At 62.3% G+C, this 15,119-nt stretch carries 13 protein-coding genes; 2 read left to right on the plus strand and 11 right to left on the minus strand.

The annotated features are described in order from the left end of the window. Positions 1-16: 16 nt before the first annotated feature. The 8 genes from PMI24_RS27185 to PMI24_RS27220 form a co-directional block, all read right to left on the minus strand. On the minus strand, positions 17-646 hold the full coding sequence (locus tag PMI24_RS27185; protein WP_007959819.1) for a glutathione S-transferase: 630 nt from the start codon (positions 644-646) through the stop codon (positions 17-19). A gap of 64 nt (positions 647-710) precedes the next feature. Next, entirely contained in the window at positions 711-890 is a 180-nt protein-coding gene (locus PMI24_RS27190; protein ID WP_007959820.1) for a hypothetical protein, read from the minus strand. Continuing rightward, complete coding sequence (locus PMI24_RS27195) at positions 887-2,017, minus strand: PepSY-associated TM helix domain-containing protein (RefSeq protein WP_007959821.1); 1,131 nt, start codon at positions 2,015-2,017, stop codon at positions 887-889. The genes PMI24_RS27190 and PMI24_RS27195 overlap by 4 nt, the downstream gene beginning before the upstream one ends. A 74-nt stretch (positions 2,018-2,091) precedes the next feature. Then, entirely contained in the window at positions 2,092-4,518 is a 2,427-nt protein-coding gene (locus PMI24_RS27200) for a TonB-dependent siderophore receptor (RefSeq protein ID WP_007959822.1), read from the minus strand. Positions 4,519-4,719: 201 nt separating this feature from the next. Beyond that, positions 4,720-5,691, minus strand: a complete 972-nt coding sequence (locus PMI24_RS27205; protein ID WP_007959823.1) for a FecR family protein — start codon at positions 5,689-5,691, stop codon at positions 4,720-4,722. Beyond that, positions 5,688-6,206, minus strand: coding sequence for an RNA polymerase sigma factor (locus tag PMI24_RS27210; RefSeq protein WP_045121909.1), 519 nt, complete (start codon positions 6,204-6,206; stop codon positions 5,688-5,690). Before PMI24_RS27210 ends, PMI24_RS27205 begins: the two co-directional genes overlap by 4 nt. Positions 6,207-6,316: 110 nt before the next feature. After that, positions 6,317-7,024, minus strand: coding sequence for a 3'-5' exonuclease (locus PMI24_RS27215; protein WP_007959826.1), 708 nt, complete (start codon positions 7,022-7,024; stop codon positions 6,317-6,319). Next, on the minus strand, positions 7,021-8,961 hold the full coding sequence (locus PMI24_RS27220) for a putative nucleotidyltransferase substrate binding domain-containing protein (RefSeq protein ID WP_045121910.1): 1,941 nt from the start codon (positions 8,959-8,961) through the stop codon (positions 7,021-7,023). The genes PMI24_RS27215 and PMI24_RS27220 overlap by 4 nt, the downstream gene beginning before the upstream one ends. A gap of 253 nt (positions 8,962-9,214) precedes the next feature. On the opposite strand from PMI24_RS27220, the gene PMI24_RS27225 reads away from it, so the two are divergent. Next, positions 9,215-9,661 carry a response regulator gene (locus PMI24_RS27225; protein ID WP_007959828.1) on the plus strand — a complete coding sequence of 149 codons (447 nt, stop codon included), beginning with the start codon at positions 9,215-9,217 and terminating at the stop codon, positions 9,659-9,661. A gap of 70 nt (positions 9,662-9,731) precedes the next feature. Here the strand turns inward: PMI24_RS27225 and PMI24_RS27230 are convergent, their stop codons facing one another. Then, positions 9,732-11,909: a malate synthase G gene (locus PMI24_RS27230; protein WP_007959829.1), complete on the minus strand. Its 2,178-nt coding sequence runs from the start codon at positions 11,907-11,909 to the stop codon at positions 9,732-9,734. A gap of 454 nt (positions 11,910-12,363) precedes the next feature. Between PMI24_RS27230 and PMI24_RS27235 the strand changes: the two genes are divergently transcribed. After that, a complete protein-coding gene (locus tag PMI24_RS27235; RefSeq protein ID WP_007959830.1) occupies positions 12,364-12,882 on the plus strand; it encodes a glycine cleavage system protein R in 519 nt (172 codons plus the stop codon). A gap of 223 nt (positions 12,883-13,105) precedes the next feature. Here PMI24_RS27235 and rarD read toward each other — a convergent pair whose 3' ends face one another. Next, positions 13,106-13,993, minus strand: a complete 888-nt coding sequence (rarD, locus tag PMI24_RS27240) for an EamA family transporter RarD (RefSeq protein WP_007959831.1) — start codon at positions 13,991-13,993, stop codon at positions 13,106-13,108. Between the two features lie 66 nt (positions 13,994-14,059). After that, the gene (locus PMI24_RS27245) at positions 14,060-15,034 is read right to left on the minus strand and encodes a serine/threonine protein kinase (RefSeq protein ID WP_007959832.1); all 975 of its coding nucleotides are present in this window, start codon (positions 15,032-15,034) and stop codon (positions 14,060-14,062) included. Positions 15,035-15,119: the final 85 nt, after the last annotated feature.

The raw sequence follows: 15,119 nt of genomic DNA on the forward strand, positions 1-15,119 counted from the left end.
CCTCCCGCCCGGTGCGTCAAGCCTTCGGCATCGTCGCAATCATCGACGGCCGCTGGCTCACTTCAAAGAACCAGTTGGCCAGTTGCGGGTTGGCGTCACGCCAGCCCAGATCCGGGAAGCGCAGATCCAGATAACCCAGGGCACAGGCCACGCTGATCGAAGCGACGTCGAAGTGGCAGGTCAGTTCGGCAATCGCGTCGCGCTCCAGCAGGGCGAGGGCGCGGCGGATCTTCTCGCGCTGGGCCTCGAGCCATTCGTCCCAGTGCTTTTCCGGGGCGCGCAAAACTTGCTCGTAACGCACCATGACCGAGGCGTCCATGATCCCGTCGGCCATCGAGGCCAGGGTCAGGCGCCGCCAGCGGGCCGAGCCGTCGCGGGGGATCAGCGGGTTGCCGACGTGCTGGTGGTCGAGGTAATCGAGGATCACCCGGCTGTCATGGATGACATTGCCGTCGGCCAGGCGCAGGGCCGGGATCTTGCCCAGCGGGTTGTCTGCGTTGAGGGCGGCGTCCGGGCTGACAGGGCTGAGTACGCAGTCCTGCAGCGCGACGCGATCCTGCTGGCCGGTCTCGTGCAACAGCACCATGACTTTGCGCACGAACGGGGACAGGGTGTTGTGGAACAGGGTCATGCTGGGAGCGGACATTGGCAGGGTCTCGGTCAAGGGCAAGACGGGCAGCATAGCGCGTTGCCCGTCAGGCTCAAGCCGTTCAGCGGCGTTGCAGCAATCCGCGCAGGCCAAGGGCGGCCGGAATGCCCAGACCCACCCAGCTCAAACCATCCCAGATCCCGTCGCCCAGCAGCGCCGCGAACAGGCCCGCCGCACTCAGCAGCGCGATCACCAGCGGTGTGCTGAAGACCTTCCAGAAATTCGACTGACGCGGCTTCATGCAGAGGCCTCCGCCGTTTCCAGTACCGGTTTCGCGGCCTTGCGCCGGACCACCCACAAGTACACGCCGCTGGCGAGGACGATGATGGTCAGCACGTCCAGCGTGGCCCAGAGGATTTTCATCGGCATGCCGCCGTAGTCACCGAAGTGCAGCGGCTGCGACATGCCCATGGCGTCCATGTACCACGGTCGTTCTGCCACCGCCGTGACTTGCAGGGTGCTGGCGTCGATCAGCACCGGGGTCAGCAGGTGCGAAGTCAGGTGAGTGCCGCCCTTCATGAACACCGAGTAATGGTGTTCGCTGGAGAAGCGGGTGCCGGGGAAGGCGATGAAGTCCGGTTTCATCCCCGGTGTGACGGTTGCGGCGATGTCCAGCACCCGGGTGGCCGGGGCCAGTTGCGTCAGCGGCGGAGCATCGCGGTAGGGCGCGATCAGGGTGGTCAGGGCTTCGGCCCGCCACGCGGCGATCAGCAAATCGGCGCAGGCACTGATGACGCCGGTCACACCAACCACCAGCGCCCAGGTCAAGGTGACCACGCCGATCAGGTTATGCAGGTCGAGCCAGCGCAGGCGGGTGGATTTGTCCTGGCGCACGGTTCCGAACTTCAAGCGGCGCATGAACGGCAGGTACAACACCGTGCCGGACACGATCGCGATCACGAACAGCAACCCCATGAACGCCAGCAGCAACTTGCCCGGCAGGTCGGCGAACATATCGACGTGCAGACGCAGGATGAACAGCATCAGGCCACCGTTGGCCGAAGGCATTTCCAGGGCTTCGCCGGTGCGCGCATCGAGCATGAAGGTGTGCGAGGAATTGGGCTCGGTGCCGGCGGTCTTGGCCATGATCGTCAGCACGGCATTCGGCTCGTCGTCTTCGAAACCGAAGTACTGCACGACTTCACCGGGCCGATGCTTTTCCGCCGCTTCGACCAGTTGCGCGAGGTTCAGATGCGGCGTGTCCGCCGGCATCACCCGCAACTCGGGCGCGTCGCCCAGCAGGTGGTCGATCTCGTGATGGAAAATCAGCGGCAGGCCGGTCAGGGCCAGCAGCAGCAAAAACACGGTGCAGATCAGGCTGGTCCAGGTGTGGACGAAGGACCAGCGACGAATTGTTTTACTTTTCATTTCATGACCTTCAAAAACACCAAAGCCGTCCACGAGGGACGGCCTGGTTGCAGGGCCTGTTTCAGCTCAGGCGCTTACCACTTGTAGGTGGCGCTGGCGACGACACTGCGCTGGTCGCCGTAGTAGCAGTAGAAGCTGTCGCAGGTGGAAATGTAGTCCTTGTCCAGCAGGTTGGTGGCGTTGAGTGCCAGCGACGCGCCTTTGAGGCTGTTGTCCAGACGGCCGAGGTCGTAATGCACGGCGGCGTCGAACACGGTGTAGGCGTCCGCCTTGCCCAGCCAGGTGTTGGCTTTGTCGCCGTAAGTGTTGCCCGTGTAGCGCGCGCCGGCGCCGATGCCGAAGCCGTCGAGCACGCCGCTGTGCCAGGTGTAATCGGCCCACAGCGAGGCTTGCTGGTTCGGCATCAGTTGCAGGCGGTTGCCCTTGTCGGCGCCGTTCTGCACTTCGGACTTGGCCAGGGTGTACGCGGCGATGACCTTCAGGTTGTCGGTGACGTCGGAGACGGCTTCCAGCTCCAGGCCTTTGACCTTCACTTCGCCGGTCTGGCTGGTGATGGATACGCCGTTGACGAACGAGCTGACCGAAACGTTTTTCTGGGTCAGGTCATACACGGCCGCAGTCAGCAGAGTCTTGCTACCCGGTGGCTGGTACTTGATGCCCAGTTCCCACTGCTTGCCTTCGGTCGGTTTGAGCGATTCGGTCGAAGAGGCATCGGCGCCGCTGGTCGGCTGGAAGGATTCGGCGTACGACAGGTACGGTACGAAACCGGAGTCGAACACGTAGCTGATCGCTGCGTTGCCGCTGAAGGCCTTGTCGCGGTCGGTGTTGGTCGCATCGGCCTTGTTGATGAACTTCGTACCGGTGTGCACCCAGTCTTCACGACCGCCGAGGGTCAGACGCCATTGATCCAGGGCCATTTGGTCCTGGACGTAGAGGCCGGTCTGGTAGGTCTTCTGGTTGTAGTCATAGAACGCGGTGGAGCGCGCCGGACGCACGATCGGCTGACCATGGATCGGGTTGTTCACGTTGATGTCCGGCGCGCTGCCGAAGATCGAGGTGTAGTTGGTGTTGCTGCGCTGGTGATCCAGACCCAGCAGCAGGGTGTGGCGGATGTCGCCGGTGGCGAAGTCGGCCTGGAAGTTGTTGTCCACGGCGAACTGGCTGATGTCTTCGTCGACGATGGTGGTCGAGCGGCCGACGTTGCCGTCATTGTCCACTTGAGTGAACGGATACGAGCCGACGGTAATGCCCTGGAACGACAGATCCGACTTGGTGTAGCGCAGGTTCTGTTTGAACTGCCACACATCGTTCAGGCGATGTTCGAAGGCATAGCCCAGCGCGTAATAGGTGCGGTCGTAGTATTCCCAGTCCGGATCGCCCAGATTCTTGTGGTGGGATACTTTGCCGAACGGCATGTCGATCTTGGTGCCCTGCACCGGCAGGAACTGGCTGGTGATGCCGGTATCGTCGCGGGTGAATTGGGTCAGCAGGGTGAATTTGGTGTCGTCGTCGATGTTCCAGGTCAGGCTCGGCGCGATGTTGTAGCGCTTGTTGTCGACGTGGTCGACCTGGGTGCCGCTGTCACGCACCACACCGCTGAGGCCGTAGAGAAACTGGCCGGCGTCGTCGATCTTGCCGGTGCTGGCGAAGTTGATCTGACGGTGGTTGTCGCTGCCGTATTGCAGCTGGATTTCGCTGCTCTGCACATCGCTCGGGCGACGGCTGACCATGTCCAGCAGGCCGCCCGGCGGGGTCTGGCCGTAGACGGACGAGGCCGGGCCGCGCAGCAGGGCGAGGCGGTCGAGGTTCCAGGTTTCCTGTTTCGGGTTGGCGTACACGCCTTTTGGCAGCGGCAGGCCGTCGAGGAACTGGGTCGGTTCGAAACCGCGAACGCGCAGCCAGTCGGCGCGGGTGTCGCTGCCGTAGCTGCTGGCGGTGATACCCGGCATGTAGCGCACGGCGTCATCGAGGCTGTGCACGCCACGGTCTTCCATTTGCTGGCGAGTGGCGACCGAAATCGAACGCGGTGCTTCGACCAGCGCGGTGTCGGTCTTGGTGCCGGCGGCGGTGCGGGTGGCGGTGTAGCCTTCGACCGGGCCCCAGGCGCTTTCATAGTTTTCCACGCCGATCACCGAGGTTTCCGGCAGGGCCATCACGCCTTCCGGCACGGCGACCAGGGTGTAGGTGCCGGCGCTGCTCTGTTCCAGCTGCAGACCGGTGCCGCGCAGGGCCGCGCGCAGGGCGCCGGCCGCGTCATATTGGCCGTTGACCGGCGCCGAGGTCTTGCCCGCCGCCAGCGACGGGTTCAGCGACAGCGTGAGGCCGCCCTGGCTGGCGATCTGGTTCAGGGTGGTCGACAACGGAGCCGCCGGCAGGTTGTAGGCGCGTACGCTCGACGCCTGTTCAGCGGCGATCAGTTGGCTGCTGGCCAGCGGGGTGCAGAGGGCAATGGCGACCGCCAGCAAACTGGGGCGCAACAAGGTGTCTAGCGAACGGGACATACGGCGGCTCCTGAATGGAAATATTTCTCAATTGCCTGTGTGCCGGACGAGATTCGAAAAGTGATAGGGCTGGATGAAAATAATTTCGATTAACGAACGACATGGCTGCACAAGTCAGCAGAAAGTCCGTTTTCATGGGGTGTGATGGGTGTTTCTGTCGCGACCTGCTCGCGACAGTGATTGCTCAGGCAGCGCTGAATGTCAGGGCTTCGGATCCGCCTTGGCCACGGTCACCCACCATGGCGTGTGCTGCTCGATCTGCACCGGCAGGGTCGGCAACAGGGCGTTCAGCGCCTTGTCGGTGTCGTGCAGCGGGAAGCTGCCGGTGATGCGCAGGTCGGCGACTTCCGGCGCAATACCCAGATGGCCGCGACGATAGCGGCCGAGTTCATGCACCAGGTCTTCAAGGCGCGCGTTGTCCACCACCAGCATGCCGCGGGTCCAGGCATCGGCGCCGGGGTTGAGCGCCACTACCGAATCCAGACCGTTGTTGCGGATCAGCACTTGCTGGCCTTCGCGCAGGATCTGTTCCTTGGGATCGGATTGTGGATGCGCCGCGACCGCCGACTGCAACACGCTCAGGCGCGTGCCGGCGTCTTCGCGTTTGACCAGGAACCGCGTGCCCAGGGCGCGCATGCTGCCCTCGGCGGTTTCGACGATGAACGGCCGCGCATCGCCGTGACCGGTTTCGACGAGGATTTCGCCTTCCTGCAACACGATCAGCCGCCGCTTCTCATCAAAGCGGACATCCACCGCGCTGTGGGTATTGAGGTTGAGCACGGTGCCATCGGCCAGACGCACGGTGCGCTGTTCGCCGGTGGCGGTGCGTTGATCGGCGAGCCAGTAATCCAGTGGCAGATAACGCTCGCCGGCAAACAACGCCAGACCGACCACCGCCACCACACTGGCCAGCCCGCTGCCCAGCTTGCGCACCCGACGGCGGATGCCTTCGCGCGATTGCAGCAACGCGGTGCGTGCCGGACCGTTGGCCACGCTGAAACGCTGGTCGAGCATGCCCAACTGACGCCAGGCGCGAGCGTGTTCTTCATTGGCCGCGTGCCATTTGGCGAACTCTTCGCGCTCCAGCGGCGTGCTGGAATCGAGGGTCAATTGCCAGGCAATCGCCGCATCCAGCACATGGGCCGGGACCGGTCGGGAACTGGCCGGGCTCATGTCGGCTCACCGTACAACGCGACGTAGCACTGGCGGATGCCCTGGGCCAGGTACTGACGCACGCGCGGGACCGACACGCCGAGTTTGTCGGCGATCTCGGCGTGGGTTAGACCATCGAGGCGGTTATAGAGGAAAGCGGCGCGGGCCTTGGTCGACAGCTTGCCGAGCATGCGGTCGATGGCCTTGAGGTCTTCGAGGATCAGTTGCTGTTCTTCGACCGACGGCTGTTCGCCCTCGGGGATCAGCATCAGTTCGGTCAGATACGCCTGTTCAAGCGCCGCCCGGCGGAAGTAGTCGAACAACAAGCCTTTGGCGATCGCCACCAGAAACGCCCGGGGTTCGCGAGGCGTCAGCAGTTCATCGCGGCCGAGCAGGCGGACGAAGGTGTCCTGGCTCAGGTCTTCGGCGCGTTGCGGGCAAGCCACGTTGCGGCGCAGCCAGGCCAGCAGCCAGCCGCGGTGGTCGCGATACAACGCACCGACGAGCTCACTGTGAGGGCTTTGGGCTGAAGACACGACGACACCGACTGGGAAGTGTTAACTAACGAGAATTGTTCGCGATTGTGGCAGAGGTGGGAATGGTTAGCAATTGGCCACCGGTCGGGTTGTCGGGCGACAACCCGGATTCAGAACGAATGCGTCTGCTGGCGGCGTTTCCACTGACTCAGGCGTTGCTGCAGATTCAGCGGACTGTGGATCTGTTGCTGGCGTGCCCGGCTGAACAGGATCAGCGCCAGTTCCGCAGTGGCCAGCGCATCGGCACTTGCATGGTGGCGCTCGAAGACTTCGAGCTTGAACCAGTCGATCCACTCGTCCAGCCCCGCCTCGCGAATATGCGCCTGCGGGCAAACCAGCGGGGCGATCTGCGCCACATCGAGAAACACTGTCTGCAACTTGTGCCCCAGATGTTCCTTCAGTGCGCGGCCGAGCATGTGCTGGTCGAACGAAGCGTGAAACGCCAGCACCGGACTGTCGCCGATAAACTCCAGCAGCTCGACCAGCGCTTCCGTGGGCTCGCTGCCGGCGGCAATCGCGCTCGGTGCCAGACCGTGAATCAACACGCTCGGGCCGAGTTTCAGCTCACGACATTGCAAGGTGCGTTCGAACTGCTGGCTGAAGTCGATCGCGCCGTCCTCGATCACCACCGCGCCAATCGACAGCACCCGATCCTTGCTCAGGTTCAGTCCGGTGGTTTCCAGATCCAGCACCACCCAGCGTTGTTCGCGCAGACTGCATTCACGCAGTTCGCCGATGGCCGGCAGTTTCGTCAGGCGTTGCTGCAGGTCGTCCGGCACGACGGGGCTGGCCGGACGCAGCCACGAAAACAGGCTCATAGCTGATACCGCAAGGTCAGGCTGCTTTGCAGGCGCTGAGCCTGGCGCAGGGATTCACGCAGGATGCGCCGGTCCAGATGATTGAGGCTGTCGGGATCGACCCGGTTCGAGTACGGCAGGTTTTCCCGGGTCTGCAGTTGATGCTGTTGCATGCGCGTTTGCTGGATGAAGTGATACGCCTCTTCGTACGCGGCGCCATCCAGCCGGTCGATGACTTCTTTATCCACAAGCTGGCGGAAGCGTTCGAGGGTGTTGTTGGCATCGATGCCATGGGCCAGCGCCAGCAGGCGGGCGCCGTCGACAAACGGGGTCAGGCCCTGGATTTTCAGGTCCAGCGTGGCTTTCTCGCCGTTCTTTTTCGTCAGCACGAACTCGCGGAAACGTCCTACTGGTGGACGGTTGCGCAAGGCGTTCTCGGCCATCATCCGTTGGAACAGTCGGTTATCAGCGACCTGATCGAGAATCCCCCGGCGCAACTGCTCGCAGCCTTGTTCATCACCCCAGACCACCCGCAGGTCGAAATAAATGCTTGAGCCCAGCAGGTTCTCCGGCGTCGCCTCGCGAATGAACGCGGCAAAACGTCGGGCCCATTCGGCGCGGGACAGACACAGCTGCGGATTACCGGCCATGACGTTGCCCTTGCACAGGGTGAAGCCGCATTGCGCCAGGCTGTTATTGATCTGTTGGGCGATGGGCAGCAGCTTGCCGCGAATCTCCGCCGCATGGGCCGCATCCCGTGCGTCGAACAGAATGCCGTTGTCCTGATCGGTGTGCAGCGTCTGCTCGCGCCGGCCTTCGCTGCCGAAGCACAGCCAGCTGAACGGCACGCCGGGGTCGCCTTTTTCGGCGAGGGTCAGTTCGATCACCCGGCACACGGTGTGATCGTTGAGCAGGGTGATGATATGGGTGATCTGGGTCGACGATGCGCCGTGAGCGAGCATGCGCTCCACCAGTTGGCCGATCTCGCCGCGCAGGGTCACCAGTTGTTCGACCCGCTGGGCGCTGCGAATGGTCCGCGCCAGGTGCACCAGATCGACCCGTTGCAGCGAGAACAGATCCCGCTCGGAAACCACACCGCACAGGCGTCGATCCTTGACCAGGCACACGTGGGCGATGTGCCGTTCGGTCATGGCGATCGCGGCGTCGAAGGCGCTGTGATCCGGCGACAGATAGAACGGCGAGCGGGTCATGTGGCGTTCGATCGGCTCGCTGAAATCGCCAACCCCTTCAGCCACTACATGGCGCAGGTCGCGCAGGGTGAAAATCCCCAGCGGCGCCTTTTGCTCGTCCACCGCGACGATGCTGCCGACCTGTTGTTCGTGCATCAGCTTCACCGCTTCGCGCAGTGGGGTGGAGGGGCTGCAGGTCACCGGATGGCGCATGGCCAATTCGCCGAGGCGGGTGTTCAGCGAATACTGGGTGCCGAGGGTTTCCACGGCTTTCTGCTGGACTTGCTGATTGACCTGATCGAGCAGGCTGCTGACCCCGCGCAGGGCGAAATCGCGGAAGGTGCTGGAGAGGGCGAACAGCTTGATGAACGCCAGTTTGTTCAGTTGCAGGCAGAAGGTGTCTTCGCCGGCCAGGTGCTCGGTGCGAGTCGCCCGTTCGCCGAGCAGCGCCGCGAGGGGAAAACACTCGCCGGTGGTGATTTCAAACGTGGTTTCGGTGCCGCCCTTGGCCGTGTGCGGCCGCTCGCCGACCACCCGGCCTTGCTTGACGATGTAGAAGTGTTCGACCGGCCCGTCGGCGGGTTTGATGATGCTTTCGCCCTGACCGTAGAAGCGCAGCTGGCATTGCTCCACCAGATAGGCCAGGTGGGCATGTTCCATTTGATTGAATGGGGGGAAGCGCTGGAGGAATTGCAAAGTGCCCTGAATGTTCTGCAACACCGCGGTTTTCCCTGCCTGGGTGAAGGCGTCCGCTTTACTCATAACCATTACCGCAGTCTTTTTCGAATTGTTGTTGTCGGATCGTTGCAGCCATGGTCGACCCCATCGCGCGGGGTGCCCATTGGACGTAAGTCTAGGTTGGGCATGCCGTTGGGGAGTTTTCGGATATGCCCTACAAAATCAGTCGGAAATTCTTCGGTTCGCCCCTTGGAAAAAAATCCGACGAAGTGCACATTGAAGCTCTGCCCAGCGATGTCTGACCACTGTGCCAGGGGATCGATTTGAAAACGTAGAGAACGCCATGTCCGACCACGATATTTTGAGCGACGCCGAGCGGGAAGCGCTCAGCGCCGTCATGCTGGAACCCGACCTGCCACCGCAGCGGGTACTGATCGTCGACGACGACAAGGATGCCCGCGAGTTGTTGTCGGAGATCCTGGCACTGGATGGCATTCGCTGCCTGACCGCGGCCAGCGGCGAGTCCGCCCTGAAGATGCTCGAGGAAAAACCCTCCATCGGTCTTGTGATCACCGATCTGCGGATGGGCAATGTCGGCGGGCTGGACCTGATCCGGCAGGTGCGCGAGTCGGTACGGGCGGCGATGCCGATCATCATTGTCTCGGGCGATGCGGACGTGAAGGACGCGATTGCGGCGATGCATTTGAGCGTGGTGGACTTTTTGCTCAAGCCGATTGATACCGCCAAATTGCTTGGACTGGTCAAGCATGAGCTGGGCATCGAGCCCTAGCCAATCCGGCGCAAACAAAAAAGCCCTGATCAAAAGATCAGGGCTTTTTCATGTACCGCATCAGCGCAGGTTACAGGCCGTTCGCAGCCTTGAACTCGCGACGACGACGGTGCAGGACCGGCTCGGTGTAGCCGTTCGGCTGTTTGGTGCCCTCGATCACCAGTTCGACCGCCGCCTGGAAGGCGATGTTGCTGTCGAAGTTCGGGGCCAGCGGACGGTACAGCGGGTCGTTGGCGTTCTGACGGTCCACCACCGGCGCCATGCGCTTGAGGCTTTCCATCACTTGCGCTTCGGTCACCACGCCGTGGCGCAGCCAGTTGGCGATGTGCTGGCTGGAGATACGCAGCGTCGCACGGTCTTCCATCAGGCCGACGTCGTTGATGTCCGGCACTTTCGAGCAACCCACGCCCTGGTCGATCCAGCGCACCACGTAACCGAGAATGCCCTGGGCGTTGTTGTCCAGTTCGTTCTTGATCTGCTCCGGGGTCCAGTTCGGGTTGACCGCCAGCGGGATGGTCAGGATGTCATCGACCGAAGCGCGGGCACGCTTGGCCAGTTCGGCCTGACGGGCGAACACGTCGACCTTGTGGTAATGCAGCGCGTGCAGCGCAGCGGCGGTCGGCGACGGAACCCAGGCAGTGTTGGCGCCGGCCAGCGGGTGAGCGATTTTCTGTTCGAGCATCGCGGCCATCAGGTCGGGCATTGCCCACATGCCTTTACCGATTTGCGCACGACCTTGCAGGCCGGTGCTCAGACCGATATCGACGTTCCAGTTCTCGTAGGCGCCGATCCACTTCTCGGCCTTCATGTCCGCCTTGCGCACCATCGGGCCGGCTTCCATGGAAGTGTGGATTTCGTCGCCGGTGCGGTCGAGGAAACCGGTGTTGATGAACACCACGCGCTCGCTGGCGGCCTGGATGCAGGCCTTGAGGTTGACCGTGGTACGGCGCTCCTCGTCCATGATCCCGACTTTCAGGGTGTTGCGCTTGAGGCCCAGCACGTCTTCGATGCGACCGAACAGCTCGTTGGTGAACGCCGCTTCTTCCGGGCCGTGCATCTTCGGTTTAACGATGTACACGGAACCGGTGCGGGTGTTCTTGCGCGAAGTGTTGCCGCTCAGGTTGTGCATCGCCGCCAGGCAAGTCACCAGACCGTCGAGGATGCCTTCCGGCACTTCGTTGCCGTGCTTGTCGAGGATCGCGTCGATGGTCATCAGGTGACCGACGTTACGCACGAACAACAGCGAACGGCCGTGCAGGGTCAGTTCGCTGCCGTCGACCTTGGTGTAGGTGCGATCCGGGTTCATGGTACGGGTGAAGGTCTGGCCGCCCTTGGACACGGATTCCGCCAGGTCGCCCTTCATCAGGCCGAGCCAGTTGCGGTAGATCACAACCTTGTCGTCGGCATCGACGGCAGCCACGGAGTCTTCGCAGTCCATGATGGTGGTCAGCGCCGCTTCCATCAGGATGTCTTTGACGCCGGCGGCATCGGTCTGGCCGACCGGGGTGCTGGCGTCGATCTGGATTTCGAAATGCAGGCCGTTGTTTTTCAGCAGGATCGCGATCGGCGCATTGGCGTCGCCCTGGAAGCCGATCAGTTGAGCTTCGTTGCGCAGGCCGCTGGTGCTGCCGCCCTTGAGGGTGACGACCAGTTTGCCGTCAGCAATCTTGTAGCCGGTGGAATCGACGTGGGAGCCGGTTGCCAGTGGCGCGGCTTCGTCGAGGAACGCACGGGCGAAGGCGATGACTTTGTCGCCACGCACCTTGTTGTAGCCTTTGCCTTTTTCCGCGCCGCCGGCTTCGCTGATGGCGTCGGTGCCATACAGGGCGTCGTACAGCGAGCCCCAGCGGGCGTTCGAGGCGTTGAGGGCGAAGCGGGCGTTCATCACCGGAACCACGAGTTGCGGGCCGGCGGTACGGGCGATTTCGTCATCGACGTTTTGCGTCGTTGCCTGGAAATCAGCCGCTTCTGGCAGCAGATAACCGATCTCTTGCAGGAAGGCTTTATAGGCCACGGCGTCGTGCGGCTGACCGGCACGGCTCTGGTGCCAGCCATCGATACGAGCCTGGAAGTCATCGCGTTTGGCGAGTAGGGCTTTGTTCTTCGGCGCCAGGTCGTGAATGACCTTGTCGGCACCTTCCCAGAATTTGTCGGCGGTGAGGCCGGTACCGGGAATGGCTTCGTTGTTCACGAAGTCGAACAGGACTTTGGCGACCTGCAGGCCACCGACTTGAACGTGTTCAGTCATTGCTTGCCTCACTCTGCTCAGCTATTTCGCTTTTCAGCTCTTCAATTTAACAATGAAGCCTCTGGCCATTTAAACCACAAACCTCTCGACCAGTACATGCCATCGCTGGCGGCTGGGCTGGGACCAATCAACGGCTTGGGGGCCTTGCTGACGGGGCTTTCAGGGTTGCGAACGTGCCTTGGGCAGACATCGATCCAGCGTTATGTAGTGCGCGCTGCGGCATACTACATGATGAGTTGCGGTTGTGAAAATCAGACTAATTACGTCGTTCTGCGACCCCATGACGCATTGCGGTCACGGCGCGGAACGGGATGTTCTCAAAAAACCAATGGATTGTTCCAGTTAAATATAAAAAGTTGTACACGATTTGTGATTTCGAGCGTCTGAGGCGTCTGTCGAACGCTTGCCTATACTTGCTTTTCTATAACAAAAGTCATGACAAGAGGGCTGCGCCATGGATCACCTCGTACTCACCGTCTTCGCACCGGACAAGCCCGGGCAGGTCGAGCGCATCGCCCAATGCATCGCCGAACATGGCGGTAACTGGCTGGAAAGCCGCATGTCACGCATGGCCGGGCAGTTCGCCGGGATCCTGCGGGTGGGCGTGCCGGCGGAGGCTTACGACGAATTAGTCGATGCCCTACAAGCTTTGTCGGCTCAGGGAATTCGCGTGCTGGTGGCCGAAAGCGGCATCGAGCAGGCCTGCACCTGGAAACCGATCGCCATGGAGCTGGTGGGCAATGATCGCCCGGGCATCGTGCGTGATATCACCCGGCTGTTGAGCGAGCAGGGCGTCAACCTCGAAAGGTTGGTGACCGAAGTGCGTCCAGCGCCGATGAGCAGTGAACCGCTGTTTCACGCCGAGGCGATTCTGGCGGTGCCGCTGACCCTGTCGCTGGACGTGCTGCAATCGCGCCTGGAAACCCTTGCCGATGATTTGATGGTGGAACTGGTGCTGCGCACCGATCCCTGAGAACGGATCGGGTTATCCAGTTTAAACGTGCACCTGCCTGTGGATAACCTGTAGAGACTGAGCGCCAGACCACGTCCGCCGTGGCTTGGCGAAGATTGATCAAAAAACCGCCAGCATTCAGTGACTTGCGCACAAACGGCGGGGATCACGCTGTGGATAACCTTGGGAAGGAACGATGCAGGCCACGAGAACCGTGGCCTGTGGAGGTTTGTGCGTTTTTTGATCAGCTGCGCCGGCGCAGACTCAGCCACGCATCGACGCTGTACACCGCCAGACCGGCCCAGATAAACATGAAAGCGATCAGCGTGCTGGACGACAAGTGCTCGCCGAACAGCAGCACGGCTTGCAGCAGTACCAAAGTCGGCGCCAGGTATTGCAGGAAACCGAGGGTGGTGTAGGGCAGATGCCGCGCCGCCGCGTTGAAGCACACCAGCGGCACCAGCGTCACCGGACCGGCCGCCACCAGCCACCAGGCTTCGGAGGTGGTCCAGAACTCGGCCTGGGCACTGGTTGCGGTCGGATTGAACAGCAGCCACGCGAGGGCGATCGGCACCAGCATCCAGGTTTCCACCACCAGCCCCGGCAGCGCCTTGACCGGCGCCTGCTTGCGGATCAGCCCGTAGAAACCGAAGGTCAGCGCCAGCACCAGCGACACCCACGGCAGACTGCCCACCTGCCACACCTGCTGCGCCACACCCACCGCTGCCAGACCGACCGCCAGCCACTGCATGCGCCGCAGGCGTTCGCCGAGAATCAGCATGCCCAGCAGCACGTTCACCAGTGGGTTGATGTAGTAACCGAGGCTCGCTTCCAGCATCCGGCCGTTGTTCACCGACCACACGTAGGTCAGCCAGTTGGCCGCGATCAAGGTGCCGCTGAGCGCGAGAATCGCCAGGCGTTTCGGGTTGTCGCGCAGTTCCTGCCACCAGCCGGGATGCTTCCACACCATCAACAGCAGCGCGCCGAACAGTGCCGACCACAGCACCCGGTGGATGATGATTTCCACTGCCGGCACTTCGGCGATGGCTTTGAAGTAGAGCGGGAACAGGCCCCAGATGATGTAGGCGCTAAGGCCCAGAATGTACCCGCGACGCGGGTTGGCGGCTTGCATGCAGAATCCTTGCTTAGGCAGCTAACAAAGCAGCGATTGTACGGGCAGTTGTATAGACGTGTCGTGTCAGAAAAGCTTCAACGGCTCTTCGTTCAACGCCGCCAGTTGCTCGCGCAACGCCAGCACCTGATCGCCCCAATACCGCTCGCTGCCGAACCAAGGAAAGCTGCGGGGGAACGCCGGATCGTCCCAGCGCCGGGCCAGCCACGCGCTGTAATGCATCAGGCGCAGGGCGCGCAACGGTTCGATCAGCGCCAGTTCGCGCGGGTCGAAGTCGTGGAATTCGTTGTAGCCGTCCATCAATTCCGACAACTGCCCCAGACAATCCTGACGGTCGCCGGCGAGCATCATCCAGATGTCCTGCACCGCCGGCCCCATGCGGCAGTCGTCGAGGTCGACGATGTGGAACATCTCGTCGCGGCACATCATGTTGCCGGGGTGGCAGTCGCCGTGCATGCGGATGTTCTGGTGCGGTGTGTTGGCGTAGACGTCTTCCACACGCTTGAGCAGGTCGCGGGCGACCGATTCGTAGGCCGGCAGCAGGCTTTTCGGTATGAAGTTGCCTTCCAGCAAAGTGGTCAGCGAGTCATGGCCGAAGTTCTTCACGGCCAACGCTTCGCGGTGCTCGAACGGTTTGGTGCCGCCGACCGCGTGCATGCGCCCGAGCAACTGGCCGAGGCGATACAACTGGTCGAGATTGCCCGGCTCCGGCGCCCGGCCACCGCGACGGGGAAACAGGGTGAAACGAAAGCCGGCGTGTTCGTGCAGGGTTTCGCCGTTGTGGATCAATGGCGCCACCACCGGGATTTCGACGTCGGCCAGTTCGAAGGTGAACTGGTGTTCTTCCAGAATCGCTTCGTTGGTCCAGCGCTGCGGGCGATAGAACTTGGCGATCAGCGGTTCCGAGTCTTCGATGCCGACCTGATAGACGCGGTTTTCATAACTGTTGAGCGCCAGAATGCGCGCGTCGCTCAGGAAGCCGATGCTTTCGACGGCATCGAGCACGAGGTCTGGGGTGAGGGTTTCAAACGGGTGGGCCATGCTGACTCCTGCGCGCAGCAGGCTGCCGCGTCCGGCTCAGCATGGTAGCGCAGACGGGCTGTCTTGAGTGGGATCGTTCCCGCGC

The organism is Pseudomonas sp. GM25 (assembly GCF_000282255.1).
Lineage (GTDB): Bacteria > Pseudomonadota > Gammaproteobacteria > Pseudomonadales > Pseudomonadaceae > Aquipseudomonas > Aquipseudomonas aphyarum.